The 18,410-nt window shown below is 23.3% G+C and carries 14 protein-coding genes and 1 other RNA gene; all 15 read right to left on the bottom strand.

Features of this window, described 5'->3' with window-relative positions:
• Positions 1–82: 82 nt before the first annotated feature.
• The 15 genes from ftsH to dnaN all read right to left on the bottom strand — a co-directional run bounded on the left by ftsH (position 83) and on the right by dnaN (position 16,851).
• A complete protein-coding gene (gene ftsH / locus AAHM89_RS00080; protein WP_338987941.1) occupies positions 83–2,104 on the bottom strand; it encodes an ATP-dependent zinc metalloprotease FtsH in 2,022 nt (673 codons plus the stop codon).
• A 37-nt stretch (positions 2,105–2,141) separates the two neighbouring features.
• On the bottom strand, positions 2,142–3,431 hold the full coding sequence (tilS, locus tag AAHM89_RS00075; protein WP_252319076.1) for a tRNA lysidine(34) synthetase TilS: 1,290 nt from the start codon (positions 3,429–3,431) through the stop codon (positions 2,142–2,144).
• Between the two features lie 33 nt (positions 3,432–3,464).
• Positions 3,465–4,193, bottom strand: coding sequence for a tRNA1(Val) (adenine(37)-N6)-methyltransferase (locus AAHM89_RS00070; protein WP_342266557.1), 729 nt, complete (start codon positions 4,191–4,193; stop codon positions 3,465–3,467).
• Positions 4,194–4,196: 3 nt separating this feature from the next.
• Positions 4,197–5,162: a hypothetical protein gene (locus tag AAHM89_RS00065; protein ID WP_342266556.1), complete on the bottom strand. Its 966-nt coding sequence runs from the start codon at positions 5,160–5,162 to the stop codon at positions 4,197–4,199.
• Positions 5,149–5,823 carry a dTMP kinase gene (gene tmk, locus AAHM89_RS00060; protein ID WP_338961563.1) on the bottom strand — a complete coding sequence of 225 codons (675 nt, stop codon included), beginning with the start codon at positions 5,821–5,823 and terminating at the stop codon, positions 5,149–5,151. The genes AAHM89_RS00065 and tmk overlap by 14 nt, the downstream gene beginning before the upstream one ends.
• Positions 5,824–5,861: 38 nt before the next feature.
• Positions 5,862–6,131, bottom strand: a complete 270-nt coding sequence (locus AAHM89_RS00055) for a YbaB/EbfC family nucleoid-associated protein (RefSeq protein ID WP_210368440.1) — start codon at positions 6,129–6,131, stop codon at positions 5,862–5,864.
• An 18-nt stretch (positions 6,132–6,149) separates the two neighbouring features.
• Positions 6,150–7,916, bottom strand: a complete 1,767-nt coding sequence (gene dnaX / locus AAHM89_RS00050) for a DNA polymerase III subunit gamma/tau (protein ID WP_342266555.1) — start codon at positions 7,914–7,916, stop codon at positions 6,150–6,152.
• 58 nt (positions 7,917–7,974) lie between these two features.
• Entirely contained in the window at positions 7,975–8,427 is a 453-nt protein-coding gene (locus AAHM89_RS00045; protein ID WP_342266554.1) for a nucleoside deaminase, read from the bottom strand.
• A gap of 24 nt (positions 8,428–8,451) precedes the next feature.
• Positions 8,452–8,546: signal recognition particle sRNA small type (gene ffs / locus AAHM89_RS00040), an RNA gene on the bottom strand.
• Positions 8,547–8,616: 70 nt separating this feature from the next.
• Positions 8,617–9,882 (bottom strand): serine--tRNA ligase, encoded by a 1,266-nt coding sequence (gene serS, locus AAHM89_RS00035; RefSeq protein WP_342266553.1) that lies wholly within the window; start codon positions 9,880–9,882, stop codon positions 8,617–8,619.
• Positions 9,883–9,898: 16 nt separating this feature from the next.
• The gene (gene gyrA, locus AAHM89_RS00030) at positions 9,899–12,388 is read right to left on the bottom strand and encodes a DNA gyrase subunit A (protein WP_342266552.1); all 2,490 of its coding nucleotides are present in this window, start codon (positions 12,386–12,388) and stop codon (positions 9,899–9,901) included.
• Positions 12,389–12,419: 31 nt separating this feature from the next.
• Positions 12,420–14,342, bottom strand: a complete 1,923-nt coding sequence (gyrB, locus tag AAHM89_RS00025) for a DNA topoisomerase (ATP-hydrolyzing) subunit B (protein ID WP_422397960.1) — start codon at positions 14,340–14,342, stop codon at positions 12,420–12,422.
• A 240-nt stretch (positions 14,343–14,582) separates the two neighbouring features.
• Positions 14,583–14,747 carry a hypothetical protein gene (locus AAHM89_RS00020; protein ID WP_342266551.1) on the bottom strand — a complete coding sequence of 55 codons (165 nt, stop codon included), beginning with the start codon at positions 14,745–14,747 and terminating at the stop codon, positions 14,583–14,585.
• 1 nt (position 14,748) lies between these two features.
• Positions 14,749–15,606 (bottom strand): SGNH/GDSL hydrolase family protein, encoded by an 858-nt coding sequence (locus tag AAHM89_RS00015; RefSeq protein WP_342266550.1) that lies wholly within the window; start codon positions 15,604–15,606, stop codon positions 14,749–14,751.
• Between the two features lie 57 nt (positions 15,607–15,663).
• Positions 15,664–16,851: a DNA polymerase III subunit beta gene (dnaN, locus tag AAHM89_RS00010; RefSeq protein WP_252319050.1), complete on the bottom strand. Its 1,188-nt coding sequence runs from the start codon at positions 16,849–16,851 to the stop codon at positions 15,664–15,666.
• Positions 16,852–18,410 lie beyond the last annotated feature (1,559 nt).

Below are 18,410 nucleotides of genomic sequence, written 5' to 3'. Positions count from 1 at the left end.
TAAAAAAAGAAAATAAAACAAAACTTACACATTATTGAAAATATTAAAATAGTAAGTTTTGTTTTTTATTATAATAATTTAATTATTTCTTCTTAGGAACAACTGATATTGTATCATCATCAGTCCCTGAATTATTATCTTCCTTTTTATCATTTGATTCATTATCCTCTTTGGAAGGATTTTTACTATTTTTTTGCATTTCTTTTTGCATTTCTATTACTTCAATTGGTAATTTATTATATTTATCAATATATTCTATTTGTTCAGCAGTAATTGTTTCTAAAGTCATTAATGATTTAGCAATTAATTCTAATGTATCTTTATGTTTTTTAATTGTTGCTACTGCTTCAATATAACAAACATCTAATAATTTTTTAATTTCTCCATCAATTTTAGATGCAATATCATCAGAAAACTTATTTGCTGCAAAAGGTGAATACTCATTACGTGGACTTTCAAATTGAACTAATCCTAATTCAGATGACATTCCATATTCAGTTATCATTTTTCTGGCAATATTTGTTGCTTTTTCTAAATCATCATGAGCACCAGTAGTAATATTTGCATTACCAAACATAATTTCTTCTGAAGCGCGACCACCTAAATAACCAGTAATAGTTGCTCTTAAATGTACTTTTGAATAAAACATAGTATCTTCTTTAGGAGTCATAATAGTATATCCACCTGCTTGTCCACGTGGTATTATTGTAACTTTTTGAACTTTAGAAGCATATTCTAGTTTTAAACCAATAAGAGCATGTCCAGCTTCGTGATATGATACTATTTTTTTATCCATATCAGTAATTACTCTTGAAGTTTTAGCAGGTCCACCAACAACTCTATCAATAGCTTCATCAATTTCTACTAAACCAATAACTGTTTTATTATGACGAACAGCTAACAACGTTGCTTCATTTAATACATTTTCTAATTGTGCACCACTAAATCCTGGCGTTCTCTCTGCTATTCTTTGAAAATTAACTTTTGGCGAAATATTTTTATTACGAGCATGTAATCGTAAAATTGCTTCACGTTCTTTAATATCAGGTCAACTTAAAGAAATTTGACGATCAAATCTACCTGGACGCAATAACGCTTCATCAAGTACATCAGCACGGTTAGTGGCAGCCATAATAATAACTCCCAAGTTAGTTTCAAATCCATCCATTTCAACTAATAATTGGTTTAAAGTTTGTTCATTAGTTGCAGTTGAAGCTGAGGCACGTTTTCTTCCTACTGCATCAATTTCATCAATAAAAATAATACAAGGAGCACTTTTTTTAGCAGTAGTAAACATTTCTCTAATTCTTGAAGCTCCAACTCCAACAAAAACTTCTTCAAATTCAGAACCAGAAATTGAAAAGAAAGGAACACCTGCTTCACCAGCAACTGCTTTTGCTAATAAAGTCTTACCAGTACCAGGTGGTCCTACAAGAAGAACTCCTTTTGGCACTCTTGCACCCATTTGTGCATATTTTTGTGGAAACTTTAAAAAATGAACAACTTCTTCTAATTCCAATTTTTCTTCTTTAATACCAGCAACATCAGTAAATCTAGTATCTGATGTTCTAATCTTAGCACGACTTTTTCCCATTGAAAAAGGACTCATGCCACCACCGGCACCCATTTTATTCATTTTAGAAAATAATCAAAATGAACCACCAACTAATACTAATATTGGAAACATACTAATTAAAAATGTTTTTCAAAACGGAACTAATTCACTAATAATTGTGGGGTTAATATCAAAGCCTTTACCCTCTTTATCTTTTCTGAATAATTTTTCAATAACATCATGATAAAAACCACCTGTAGCAGTTCCAGAAACTGTCGCTTCAAATCGTTTTACCTTACCATTAATTCCTAAAAAACCTGTAATATAAGTAGTATGATCAAAAAATTGAACTTGTACTCCATCAATTTTACTAACAGTGTCACTACTATTGCCAGGGAGTTTACCATCTCTAAGTAATGTTTCTAATTGAAATTGATCTAAAGTTAAAGCATTACCTCTTAAAAAATATCACAATAAAATTCCAACAAATACTAAAAAAGCAACGAATAGTGCAACAATCATTCAATTAATTTTAATTCGCGTTTGCATTATTTTTTCACCTACGTTTAATTTCTAATTTATTTTTTTAAATAATACCATAATATTTTAGCACATACAAATTAGGTTTCTCACTAATATTGTTTTTATTTACTGATAATTTTGGAATTGCCACTACTTTTCCGCTTGAATTTATGATTACTGGTCATATAAGACGTTCACGATATGGAATTTTATTATCAATAAATAAACGATTAATTTTTTTTGTACCAAATGGTGTTTCAATTTCTTCTTCACCATTATTAGTTCTAATTGTTAATGGAAAATCTGATTTATTAATATATAAAGCTTGAAATTCACCACCTGTTGGTTCAGTTTTAGAAATAGTAATTTCCTTAAAATTATAATTATTTATTTTAGAAATTTTATAACTAAATTGTTTTGGTTCATTTTTTTCACTAATATATGCAAAATTATATTCTTTAATAACTCAAGTATTTTCAGAAATACAAATAGTAATATTTGGTTTACTAGATTTAGTTAAAACTCTAACTATTTCTTTAATTTTAGCCTTTTTTAAAGATAAAACTAATTCTTCATCATATTGGCTTAAAAATTCATAGATAATCATTTGTTGTAATTTAAATTCATATTTTTTAAATTCATTAATAGCAAGCACATCATCATTAATAATGGTATTATAAATTACTTCAAGTTCATCTTTCAGTAACTCTTGTTCACTATTTAATTCTTTAATTTCACTTAACATTAAATTAATATCAAAATCAGTAAGTTTATTAATTTGTTGTTGTCTAATTCGATTTCTTTCATAAATAATTAATTCATTTGTTTCATCAAATCCATATTTAATATGATACAAAGTTAAATAGTCAATAATATCTTCTTTTTTTAATTCTAACATTGGACGATAAACCGATAAAGATTTATATGTTGTTTTAAATTTTAATCCATAATAAGAAACTATTGCCTTGCGTTGTTTTTGAATAATATATGTTTCAAGTAAATCGTAAATATGATGTGCTACAACAAGATTATAAACTTGATATTTTTGAGCAATTTCATTAAAAAAATCATATCTAAGTACACGTGCTTGACTTTGAAAATTTTGTTTTTTATTGTATTCCTCTTCTTTAATATTTTTTACTTCTAAAGTTATTTTATTATTTGTACAATATTCTCGAACAATTTGCTCATCAACATTACTACTTCAACGTTTATGATAATTAACATGACAAACAATAATTTTAAACTCATTACGTACTAAATTATCTAATAAAAACATACTATCTGGACCACCTGATACAGCTAATAAGTAAGTTATTTTTTTATTAAGTTTATTTAATCAATTAATATTCATTTTAAACACCTAACCTTACCACTTATATTAAGATTATTTATATCACTTTGCTATTTCATCAATATAAGTATTATTTTCATTATGACAAATCAATGGTGGAAAAACAATCATTCCTTCTTTCGCTAAAAATCCTGCTTCAATTAAAAAAACATTGGCAGCCTGATTAATTTTAGGATAAACTATTTGTAATTTTTTAGGTGTAATTTGATATTTTTTTAATAAAAGCAGTGTTTCATTTATTCTTTCTACACTATTTATCATAACCAATCGCCCTTTGTCTTTTAATAATTTACTTGCGCTAGCAATAATCTCCTCTAAATTAATATATACTTCATGTCTTGCTGGAATTTTTAAAGGTTGTGCTTTTACTTTGCTTTTATCTCATAAAGGAAAAAAAGGTGGATTACATACAATTAAATCAACTTTTTCTTTTTCTCTTTGAGCATAAATTTTTATGTCTTCATGAACAATGACAATTCTTTTTTCTAAATTATTAAGTTTTATATTTTCTAAAGCAAGTTCAACAGCTGGTTCTTGAATTTCAATACCAATTACTTTTCCTTGAAATTTTGCCGCTAAAATTATTGGAATAACAGCATTATTAGTTCCAAAATCAATTATTGTTTTAGTACTGGGTTTTATTTTAATAAAATTACTTAATAAAATAGTATCCAAAGAAACACAAAACATATCTTTTCTTTGAATAAGTTTAATTTTTTTATCATCTTGATTTAAAATTAAAATTTTTTTTGTACTTTCCATAGTTTAATTATCACTTACCTTAATAAGAAAAGAATTTATTAATAAATTTAAGTTAACATTAAATTTTAATTTAGTAATTGTAAATGAAATTTGTTCTAAAATATAGGCTATGTTTTTTAAATTACTATTTTTTCATAAATTAACTAAACTTTCAATAAAAAAATTATTAAAATCATACTTTTTAAATAAAAGAAAAGTTAATTTATTAAAAACTACTAAATTAAAAAATCTAAAAAAGTAAATAATTTCTTCTTTTAAACTAATTATTTTTTTATTCAAAAGTTGATTGTTAACTTTTTTATCATTATCATTAATAATAAATTGTTTAATAATTTCAATATATTTTTTTAATTTAAGTTTACTGCTTTCATCTGTCAAAAAAGTAGTATTTGAAAATATTTTTAAAATTAATAATTGTTCATCATCATAATCGTTACTAACAAATATATCATTTTCTTTTGAACAATTTATCAATTGACAACGAGATTTAATAGTAGGGAGTATTTGATTAATATTAGTGGTAGTAAAAATTACATAAATATTTTTAGATAATTCTTCTAAAGTTTTAAGCATAACATTTGAAGCTGAAGTTGAAGAAAATTCAATTTGATTTATTAAATAAATTTTATTAGCATCTTTTTCTAAATTAGTTTTAGAAAAATCATTAATAATTTCTAAAACAATATTTTTATTCATAATATTATTTTTACTAAAATCAAATTTTTTAAAATCAAAATAACTATTAGTTTTAATTTTAAAACAATTTTGACATATATTTTCTTCAGTACATTTTTTTAATTGATTATTATTTTTACAAACAATTTTTTTTATTAACTTATTACTAACATTTATATTTAATATTTTATTTTTCGAATACAATAAAATTACCTGTGGAATATTTTCCATTGCAAAAATAGAAAAATTTTCTGATTCTTCATTTTCAAATAAAATTACATTATTTTCCTTCATTAGATCCTCTAATTTTAATTTTTTTTTCTTTAAAACCTTTTTCTTCAACTAAATTTATGATTAGTTCATAAACACTATTAAAAACTTTTTTTTCTGATAAATTAGCATTTATTGTATGAACACGATTTGGATTACTAATAGCAATTTTTTTATAACCATTATATACTTTTTGATGAAATTCTAATGTTTCTTCATCTAATCTATTCAATTTTTCACCTTTTCTTAATAAAATTCGTTGTAAACCTGTTTCTGGTTTAATATCAAATAAAACTGTCAAATCAGGTTGATAATCTTCAAAAATAAGTTTTTGAATAAGATTTATTTTATCAATATCTAAATTTCTAGCATAACCCTGATATGCTAAAGTTGAGTCAGAAAAACGATCAGAAATAATGATTTTATTACTGTTTTTATTTGGCAGAATTTTTTCAATTAAATGTTGTCTTCTAGCTGCAATATAAAGCAAAACTTCTGTTCATGGATCCATTAATGTATTTTCTTTATTTAAAATAACTTGTCTTATTTGTTCAGAAATTTCGCTACCACCTGGTTCTCTCGTAATAATAACATCAAAACCATCTTGTTTTAATTGTTCTTTAATCATTTTTAAAACTGTAGTTTTACCTGCACCTTCTGGCCCTTCAAAGGTAATAAATAACATTTTTCTACCTCTTTCTATGCTAAAATTACTAAACTTTTCTAAAACTTGCCAGCAATATTTTTTTCTTTTTCATCTATTTGTTTTAATGCTTTATTTAGTTCTGTTTGTAACATATCATTAATACTTGAATAATCATTTTCTGCTTCTTTTAATAATCCTTCAATATTAATTGAAACTAGTTTACGTCCACCTGTTATAATAATTTTAACTAAACCATCAATATCAGAAAAAGTAAATTCTTCTTTTTTAAATTTTGTTAACTTTCCTTGAATTGCTTGTGCTTGTGCTAACATTCTTTTCATATCCATATTTTTCACCTCATATTTTTATATTTCTTCAATTTCAGTAAATATTTTTTTTATAAAATTTAAAGTCGGATCTCTATCTACATTGGTAAATGACTCAATTACAGGTTTTGATATTACAATATCTATTGGTTTTGGTAATATTTTTTTTGTTAGTAACTCTTGATATTTTTTTCTTGTTTCCTGTCATTGATTTTTATCAAGGGCATAAATCATGTATTCATTTTCTAATAAAATATTTAAAAATTCTCTATGTTCTTTACTTAAAAAACTTTGATTTATTAAATCAGATTGAATAATATTTTTGGTAATAATAATAATGCCATTAGTAGATGCTGCCGCAATAATAGTATTTATATAAACTTTAGTTATGTTTCTAAATTTATTATCATTAATAAATTTAGAAATATTTTTTCACTTTTCACTAACTTCTTTTCTAATATTTTTATCAGCTTGTAAAATTAAATTAATGGCTTTATCAATTATCTCATCATTTTTTAAATTTTTCACAGTTAGTACATCAAAAATTTCTTTTTCTTTAATACTAGTATTTTCTTCTTTTACTAAAATTGAAGTTAATTCTTCATTATTTTTATCTATTTCGCTTTTTTTTAAAATTTTTGTTATTTCATCTTTACTATTTAAATTTATACTTTTATTTTCTATATTCATAATAGATATTTTTGTTTTTTCTAAATAATTTAATGAATATTTATTCTCAAAATTTTTAATTAAATTTAATATTTTTAGTATTAATGTTGGTTTTAAATCATCAACATCTTCTTGAATTAAAATGTCATTAAATGAATTCAAAATTAAAAGTAAATCAGATTTTACTACTTCAGAAAAAATATTTACTTGTTGAATATTTATCATTTTAAGTAATTCTGTTTTTTTAGTAATAGCATAAATTAATATTTCTTCAAGAATGTAAATAAAATCAATAATATTTTTTTTATATTGAATAGTATATTCATCAAATAATGTTAATTGTTTTATTATTTGCTCAATATTACAATTAAATATATTAATTAAAAATAATATTTTATTTTTTGTTGATAAAACAGAAAATATTTTTTCAACATTTTTAAGTGTTATATTATTACCATAATTAAATGTTTTTTCTAAATAATTTAAACCATCACGTAAAGAACCTTCGCTCAATATTGCTAATTCCTCTACTGCTTCAACCTCAAAATTAATTTTTTCTTTTGTTAAAACATCAATAAAATGTTTTTTAGTTTCATTTACATTAATTTTTTTAAATTCAAATCATAAACAACGAGAAATTATAGTTGGAATTACTTTATATGGTTCTGTTGTTGCTAAAATAAAAATAATATGTTGTGGTGGTTCTTCTAAGGTTTTTAATAATGCGTTAAAAGCAGAAGTTGTTAACATATGAACTTCATCAATAATATAAACTTTATATTTAAAATTCATCGGTAATAAGTTAATATTATCTCTAATACTTCTTATTTCATCAACACCATTATTGGAAGCACCATCAATTTCTAAAATATCAATACAATTATTTGAACTAATGTTTATACAATTTTCACAAGTATTACATGCATCTCCATCAATGTTATTTTGACAGTTAATTGCTTTAGCAAATATTTTAGCCGTTGATGTTTTTCCTGTACCTTTTGAGCCTGAAAATAAATAAGCATGATTAAAACTATTATTTAAAATAGAATTTTTTAATATTCTTACAATATTATCCTGACTAATTATTTCTGAAAAAGAATTTGGTCGATACTTTCTATAAAAAGATTTATGTTTCATTTAAATCACCTATATTTATCCTAACAATTTTTTATAAAATGTGTTATAAAAACAATTATTATAAATTACGAATTTCTCCAAAAAAACTTTGTAACATTTCTTTACTATCTAAGTTTAAACAATAAGTATATTCACTACGATGATTAAATCTTTTATCTAATGTTAAATTATAGAGTGATTCAACGCATCCAAATTTACTATCTTTTAAAGCAAAAACAATATGTTTTATTCTTGTTTGTAACAAAGCCCCTACACACATTAAACATGGTTCTAATGTTGTATAAATAGTACAATTTAATAAACGTCAATTATTATTTTTTTTACATGCTTTTTTTATTGCAATAATTTCCGCATGTTGAGTTGGATCTTTGTCTTTTTCCTTTTTGTTAAATCCTCTACCAATAATATTATCATTTTCATCAACAATAATTGCACCAATTGGAACATCACCATTAATAGCAGCTTTTTTAGCAAGCTTTAAGGCAATTTCCATATAATTTTGTTTTTTCATTTAAAGAAACCTCTTTTTTATTTTTCAAAATAAAACCACCGCACACAATCCTAATCCTTATGGCTGCTACCTTTCGGTCCTGACCCGGTTCGAATGTAATTGTTGCAGTGGCATTATTAATTATAACAATTTTTTTATAAAAAAATACATTTTTTTTAATTTATAATGTTTCACGTGAAACATTATAAATTAAATAGTTTTTAAATTATTCATATAAGGTTGTAAAACAATAGGTATATTTACAACATTATCTTCTTCAACATAAAAATTTTCTAAAATTGCTGCAACAACTCGATCAATAGCTAATCCCGATCCATTTAGTGTATGTGGAACTACTTTCTTATTATCTTGACTAACTCTAGTTTCCATTCTTCTTGCTTGAAAATCTTCACAATTACTACATGAAGAAACCTCACGATAACACATTTGAGAAGGTAATCATAATTCTAAATCATAAGTTTTAGCAGCACTAAAACCAATATCACCACTACATAAATTAATAACTCTATAAGGAATATCTAATTTTTGTAAAATTAATTCAGCATTTTTAGTTAACTTTTCAAGGGCATCATAAGATTTTTCAGGATCAACAATTTGAACTAATTCTACTTTATTAAATTGATGTAATCTAATTATTCCTCTTGTATCTCTACCAGCAGAACCCACTTCTGAACGAAAACATGGTGTATAAGCACACATTTTTATTGGTAATTCAGAAAAATTAATAATTTCATTACGATAAATATTTGTTAAAGGAACTTCTGCTGTTGGAATTAAATACTGTTCATTATTTAATTGAAATAAATCATCTTTAAATTTAGGAAGTTGCCCTGTACCAAATAAGTTTTCTTTATTAATAATTAATGGTGGTAAAAATTCAGAATAACCATTTTTTAAATGAGAATCAATCATAAAATTCATTAATGCTCTAACTAATAAAGCACCTTTATTTTTATACATAATAAATCTAGTACCACTTAATTTAGTTGCTTTTGAAAAATCAATTATATTTAACTTTTCAGCAATTTCTCAGTGTGGTTTACTATTTTTTTTAATAATTTTCCCTCATTTTCTAACTTCTTGATTATTAGTTTCATCGTTTCCTTGTGGAACTGAAAAATGTGGTATATTAGGAATTACTAACTGTAATTCATATATTTTATCTTCTAAATCTACAATTTTTAAATTATTTTTTATAATTTTTTCTTTTAAAATAATCATATCATCTTTAATTTTTTTTATTTGATCATTTTTTTTATTTTTTAATAATTCACCAATTTGTTTAGATTGCTTATTTCTTGTTTCTTCTAATTTTTGATTTTTTGTTTTTAAAGTTCTTATTTCTAAATCTAAATTAAAAATTTTATTTATTTCATTTTTATAACTTTGGCCCCTTGTTTCTATTTTATTAATAGTTTTTTCCAAATTATTACGTATTTTTTCTATATCAATCATTTTAGCACCTCTTAAATTAATCAATAAAAATAGTTTTTTCTTTAGTGATTGGGATTGTTACAATTGAAGAAATTGCATCATCTTCTGTTTTAAATCTAATTAATTTAACACCTATAGTATTTCTACTTGTAGTTCTTATATCTTCTAAAGAAAATCTAATAACTGTACCTTTTAAAGTCATAATTAATAAATCATTACTATTATTAGTGTTATTTATTGAATTTATACCAATTAATTGTCCTGTTTTTTGAGCTAATTTCATTGAAATTACACCCTTACCACCACGATTTGCTAAACGATATTCTTCAAATCGTGATATTTTTCCATAACCTTTGTCACTAATAGAGACAACTAAATCACCATCTTGATTAGAACACATTCCAATTACATGAGTACCTTTTGTATCTATTCCTTTTACTCCGCTGGCTATTCTTGACATTACTCTAACTTGATTTTCATTGATTCTAACTGCTCGTCCATTAGCCACAGCAATAATTATTTCATTATTACCTGTAGTTTTCAGAACATCTACTAATTGATCATTTGAACGCAATTTAATAGCTATCTTACCATTTTGGTAAATAGATTTAAATTGATCTAAAGTTGAACGTTTAATAATTCCTTTTTTAGTAACAAAAAATAAATTAGCATTTATATCATAATCTTCTGATATAGCAATTATTGTTTTAATAGTCTCATTTTTTTCTGTTGCTATTAAATTAACAATTGGTGTTCCTTTAGCTGTTCTTGAATAATTTGGTACCTTATGAGCACGAATTCGATAAACTTTTCCTTTATTACTAAATATTAACAAATCAGAATGGGTTGAAGTAATTAAAACTTTATCAATATCATCAGTATTAATATCAGTGCCACCAGCACCTTTAACACCAACACCACCACGATGTTGAGTTCTATATGTATCTAAAGGTAAACGTTTAATATAACCACTTTTTGAAAGCGTTATAACCACCTGTTCTTCTTTAATTAAAGCTTCATCAATAATTTCACCTTCATAATTTTCAATAATTTCAGTTCTTCTATCATCACCATAATTTTCTTTAATTGTTGTTAACTGAGAAATCATTAATTCTATTTGCTTAGAAGATTCATTAATTAAAGTTCTTAATCGAATAATTTCTTCATTAATAAATGATAATTCATTATTTAATTTTTCTTGTTCTAAATCTGTTAAACGTTGCAGTTTCATTTCTAAAATAGCTTTAGCTTGTTTTTCAGAAAATTCAAATTTATTCTGTAAATTAGTTAATGCTTCTTCTGTTTTCTTTGATTCCTTAATTATTTTAATAATTTCATCAATATTTTGTAATGCTTTAACAAGACCAAAAATAATATGATATTGATGTTCATATTTTTTTAATTCAAAATTAGACTTATTAAGAATAATTTCAATTTGATGTTCAATATAAATTTCAATCATTTCTTTTAAATTCATTACTTTAGGTTGTTTATTATGTAATGCTAATAAATTTATTGTGAATGTTGTTTGTAATGAAGTAAATTTATATAGTTGATTTAAAATAAGTTCAGCATAATCAATATTTTTAATTTCTAATACTAATCTTATTCCTTCACGATTAGATTCATCTCGCAAATCAGTTATATAATTTACTTTTTTTTCTTGAACTGCTTTAACTATATTATTTATTAAATTAGTTTTATTAGTTTGATAAGGTATTTCTTCAACAATAATTGCAGGTTTACCATTTGATAATTTTTCAACTTTAGTTTTACTACGAACTGTTATTGTTGATCTTCCGTTTAAATAAGCATTTTTAAATGAATTTACGCCTAAAATCATTGCACCTGTAGGAAAGTCAGGTCCTTTAACAATATCTAATATTTCCATAATATCACAATCAGGATTGTGAGCTACAAAAATAATTGCATCAACTATTTCTCTTAAGTTATGTGGTGGAATACTTGTTGCCATTCCAACAGCAATACCTGTTGTTCCATTAACTAATAAATTAGGAAAATAAGCTGGTAAAACACTAGGCTCTTTTTCAGCACCATCATAATTTTCAACAAAAGCAACTGTATTTTTATTTAAATCTTTAACCAACTCTCCTGCCATTTTACTCATTCTAACTTCAGTATATCTCATAGCAGCAGCACTATCACCATCAATTGAACCAAAATTACCTTGGCCATCAGCTAAAGGATAACGATAATTAAATTCTTGTGCCATTCTTACCATTGTTTCATAAACTGCAATATCACCATGAGGATGAAATTTTCCAATACATTCTCCAACAATACGTGCTGCTTTTTTATAAGGTTTATCATATGTCATACCTAAAATTGCTAAAGAATATAAAATTCGACGATGTACTGGTTTCAATCCATCTCTTGCATCTGGTAAAGCTCTTGAAACAATAACTGACATTGAATATTCTAAAAAACTAGTTCTCATTTCATCAGATATATTACGAACATATTTATTAGAAATAAATGTTTCATTTTTTTTAGTTATTTCGCTCATATATAAACTCCTAATTTTATTTTATTAACTTTTAAGCATCAATGTTTTTTACATATTTAGCATTTTCTTGAATAAATTCTTTTCGTGGAAATACATCTTTCCCCATCAATATTGAAAAAGTTTCATCTGCTTCTGAAGCATCATCAATACTTACTTGTAATAAAATTCTATGTTGTGGATCCATAGTTGTTTCTCATAATTGTGTGGCATTCATTTCTCCTAAACCTTTATAACGTTGAATGTTAAAATTAGTTCCATTAAAATTATCTTTAATTTCTTGCAATTCTTGATCATTATATGCATATTTAACAAATTTACCACTATAAAATTTATATAAAGGAGGCTGAGCTATATATATATAACCAGCATCAATTAAGGGACGCATGTAACGATAAAAAAATGTTAATAATAATGTTTTAATATGTGAACCGTCAACATCAGCATCAGTCATAATAATAATTTTATGATAACGTAATTTAGTAATATTAAATTCTTTACCAACACCACAGCCAAAGGAAATAATAAGATTATTTATTTCTTCATCAGAAAAAACTTTTAAAAGTCGTGCTTTTTCAACATTAATTATTTTCCCTCTTAATGGTAAAATTGCTTGAATTTCTCTACTTCTTCCCAACTTTGCAGTTCCACCAGCTGACTCACCTTCGACAAGAAAAACTTCTGTTTTAGTTGGATCTTTAGAAGAACAATCTGCTAATTTACCAGGTAAATTAGAAAATTGTAAAGGATTTTTTCTCGAAGTCATAATATTCTCACGTGCTTTTTTAGATGCTAAACGTGCACTTACTGATAAAATAACTTTGTTAATAATAATTTTTGCTTCAGCAGGGTTTTCCAATAAAAATTTATTAATTATTTTTCCAGTTACATTAGAAACAATTTTTCTAACTTCAGAATTACCAAGTTTTGTTTTAGTTTGCCCTTCATATTGTGGATTAGGATGTTGAACTGAAATAATTGCTAAAATTCCTTCTTTAACATCATCACCAGTAAATGTTTCATCATTATTTTTTAAAAGATTATTTTTTTTCGCATAAGAATTCAATTCTCTTGTTAATGCTAAACGAAAACCATCTTCATGTGTTCCACCTTCAGGTGTATTAATATTATTACAAAATGAAAATATTTGAGATTCTTCACTTTCATTATATTGAAAAGCTATTTCTGTGTTTATACCATTTATTTCAAACTCTCCATAAATAATTTCATGTTTTAAAGGTTCAAATTTATTATTTAAAAAGGCAACATATTCTTTAATGCCCCCTTCATAACAAAAAGTTTCTTCTTTATTTTCACGTTCATCAATAACTTGAATAGTTAAACCTTTATTTAAAAAAGCAAGTTGTCTTAACCTTGTTTTAATTATTATAAAACTAAAATTTACAGTTTCAGTAAAAATACTTTCATCAGGTTTAAATAAAACAGTTGTTCCTTTTTTATCACTTTGTCCAATAACTGCCAATGGTAATTCTGGTTTACCACCTTCAATATATTTTTGAAAAAAAATATTACCATCACGGTAAATAGTAACTTCCAAATACTTACTTAAAGCATTTACTACTGAAGCACCAACACCATGCAAACCACCTGATACTTTATAAGAACCATTATCAAATTTTCCACCAGCATGTAATGTAGTAAAAACCGTTTCTACTGTTGAAATATTAGTCTTTGGATGTATATCAGTAGGAATACCTCGACCATTATCTTTTACTAATATTTCATTATTTTTAGTAATAGTTACAGAAATTTTTGTACAAAAACCGGCAATAACTTCATCAACAGCATTATCAACTATTTCTCAAACTAAGTGATGTAATCCTCTTTCTGCAGTGGAACCAATATACATTCCAGGTCGTTTTCTAACTGCTTCTAGTCCTTCTAAAACTTGAATTGAGTTAGCATTATAATCATTTGGAGTCCTTGTGCTCACTATTTTCACTCTCTTTCATCATTAAATATTTTCATTAATTTAATAATGAAAATATTTAAAATTTCAAAAATAAATTCAAAAAAAAGACTTTTTATTCTTTAAAATAAGCATATTATTTTACATTTTATGTATAAATTATACATTTTTTTTGATTTAAAACAACATAATTTTTTTAAAAGAAAAATTTAAAAATCTTTATTCAAAAATAATAAATTACTTTTTTAAAAATATTTAACAAAAAAACTATTTAAAATTTTCTATTAAATTAATAATACTATTTGCCATTTGTTGATGAAATCACATACCTGGATGAAACTCATCAAAATAAAAATATTTATTTAAATTACTTTCATTAACTCCAGAATTAAAAACTGGTTTATAAGAATATTTTGTTTCTTTAGACATCATTTTACAAATTGTAGCACTCTGGAATTTTATTTTTAAAATTATTCATATCAGTTGCTAATTCTCTTGAAAGAAAAAAAGGTGTAATAATATTTTTATAAATTATTTTTATTTCTAATATCATTTTTTTTCATTGTTTTTGATATTCAATACATGTTTTACGTGCTATTTGTATTTTTTGTTGATTATTATGTAATATCTTTTTAATTTTTGGTGTTAATGTTAAGTCAGGAACATCACTAATAATAATTTTATTTGCACCATTTTTAATTAATAATTTTATTGCTTTTTTTTCTTCATTTATTACATTATTAATCTTACTGTTAATAATAATAGGATCTGTTTTATTCATTAAATTACCAATATCATTAGCTCCCATTTCTATTCAAATAACATCTTTTTTTTTTTTTTTTTGTAAAGAATGTTGTAATAACAACATTTGTGTTTGATGAGACAAATCAAAAGTTTTAATAATATCTAAATTATTATCACTGCTATCAGCAACTTCTCCTCCATAAGCATAATTATTACCCAAACTTTGAAATGTTTTACCATTGATGTTAAATAATCACCCAGGTTTAAAATTAATATTTAATTTTTCAGCAATTAATTGTGAAGCTACTTTATTATTACTTCAACAATTATTATAATAAGATTTATCTAATTGAAAATGTTTAAATTTACTATTACTATTTTCTAAATATTGATTTTGTGCAAATGTTCCTGCACCAGTATCTGATAAACTATCCCCTAAAACATAAAATTCACTAATACTATCTTGTTTATTTTTACAAGCAATTATATTTAAATTAGTAAAAATTAAAATAGTAAACATACTTAACAATTGTAATTTCTTCTTCATTATTTTTTACCTTTTCTTAGCTTATTAATTAAAAATAACTATTTTAGTTATATCATATTATTTTTCTCCAATTGGTAAAACTAGTTGTAATAACCCAGTTTCTTCTTCACTATCAATAATTGTATAATTTTTTGGTCAAGAAATTTTCAAATTTACTTTTTTACATTTATTAAAAGATTTTAAAGCATTAATAATTAATTTTGAATTAAAAACTACTTTTATTTCTTCTTTTAAACTTTTCGATTTCACAATATGAAATTTTTTAAATTGTTCAATTACTTCACCTATACTATCATTATTAGATAAACAATTAATTTTAAAATCATTTTTTTCCACATTGATTCAAAATTGAATCATAGGTGAAGTATCTTTTTTTGCTAAAATTATTGATAATTCAATAATTTTTAAAAATTCTCTAACGTTATTAATTTCAATAATATTTTTTTCTTTTTCAATAATATTTTTAATAATATCATCCGTATTTGGATAAGTACCTTCAATCATTCGTGTTTGAAATAAAAAATTTTCAATTTCAATAATTAAATTATAATCATTTTCAAAATAAAAATTTATATTTGAATTTAAATCACTAGTAATTTTATCAATTTCATTTAATAAATGAACTGGAATATTAAACTCTTTATTACTAAATTCTAATTTTTCTTCAAAAGAAAATCACTTTTTTGCTAAACAATATCCATCAGTTGCTGTAACAAATAACTTTTGATCATTAAATTTAAAATTAATTCCACTTAATGCTGGTTTATTATTGTTTGTATTTGTTGCAAAAGCAATTTGTTCATTTATATTTTGTAACAAACTTTTATTAAAAGATACTTTATTTTTAATATTTTTATTAAAGTTAATTTTTGGAAATTTTTCAATTGTCAACGTACTTAGTTTGAAGATAAAATCATTATTATCATTTTTAAAATTACTAATGATTAAGTTATTAATTTTAAGTTCAAATAAAATTCATTCATCTTCTAATTTACTAAAAATATCATAAATAATTTTAGTATTAATTAATACTGAACCAATATTTAATATTTTTAAATATTTTTCATTATTATTTAGTTCATATTTTAATGATAAATTACCATTAGATGCGGTTAAAATTATTTTTTCTTTTTCAACTTCTAATAAAAAACAAGATAATTCTTCATAATTGTTATTAGAAATTGTTATTTTTATTATTTTTTTTATTATTTTGAATAATATAGAACTTTTGATTTCGATTTTCATAAATATCTCCCATTTTTAAACATTAATAATTAATTATATATTATATATATTAATTACTATTATTTATTTAATTATTAATAATATTACAATGTGGATTAATGTGAATAACTAGTTTTAACTTATAAAATCAGTAAAAAATCAGGATTTTATAAGTTAATAATTTATGATTAAAATAGTGGATTAATTGTGTTTTAAACATTCACGTGATAATCTTTCAATATTTTTTTTAAATTCATAATTAGTTTCAATATTTTTTTTAATTTTGTTATAAGCATTCATTACTGTTGTATGATCTTTACCTCCAAATTCAGAACCAATTTTTGTATATGATTCATTTAAAAGTGTTTTTATTAAATACATTGCTACATGGCGTGCTATTGTTATCGTTTTAACTCTAGAAGTACTAATCAATAATTTGATTGGAATATTATAATATTCAGATACAATTGTTTTAATTTTTTTAATAGTTAGTTTTTCTTTTAATGAAGTATTTGATGTTTTAAAAGCTTTCATAACGTCTTCAAGCACTATTAAATGATTAGGCTTTATATATAAAATGCTGTAAAAAATTAATCTATTTAATGCTCCTTCTAATTTTCTAACATCACTATTAAAATTTAAAGCAATAAAACTTAAAGATTCTTCAGTAAAAATGCTTGGATCATAATTTAAAGACTTAATTTTTTCTTTTAAAATAATTAATGAAGTTTCAAAATCTGGTGAATCAATACCAACACTTAAACCACTTTGAAATCTTGAAACATTTCTTTCTTCAAAACCATATAAATCATCAGGATGTTTATCTGATGTAATAACAATTTGTTTTTGTTTGTTAACAAAACTATTAAATATATGAAAAAATATTTCATTTGTTTTACTACGATTAGCTAAAAATTGAATATCATCAACGAGAAGAACATCGTATTGATTAAATGAATCTTTAAATTTTTCAATATCATTAACATTTTGTTTAATAATTTCTGGTACCATACGACCAAATTCTTCAGAAGATAAGTAAAGTACTTTTTTTTGATTATTATATTTTGTTAGTATTTCATTTTCAATAGCATGAAGTAAATGTGTTTTTCCTAATCCAGAATTACCATAGATAAATAAGGGATTTCAATACCTACCAAGTTCTATGGTAATTGAAAATGCTGCTTGATAAGCATCGTTATTTGATTCACCTTTAACAAAGTTATTAAATTGAAATTGTTTTTTAATTTGTTGCAATTTATTAAATTCAACAAAATCTTTTTCTACATATATTTTTTGCTTCTTTGCTTCATTAAGTTCTAAAAATTCAATTTGAAGATTTTGTTGAATAATTCTTTCCAAAATTTCTTTAACTTTAAATGTTATATTTTTAGTTAAAATTTCTTTTGCAAATAGTGAATCAACAATAATTAAACATTTATTTTCAAAAATATCATAAATATAAGTGTTTTTAATATAGTTATTAAAAACACTTGGATCAATCATTTCATCATATTGAAGAAAATTTCTAACTTTATTTCAAATATTTTGAAAGTTTTCTCGTTTATTATCAGTGTCATTCA

Source organism: Spiroplasma endosymbiont of Villa modesta, assembly GCF_964030925.1.
Lineage (GTDB): Bacteria > Bacillota_I > Bacilli_A > Mycoplasmatales > VBWQ01 > Spiroplasma_E.
This window is presented reverse-complemented; position numbering and strand designations above follow the sequence as displayed.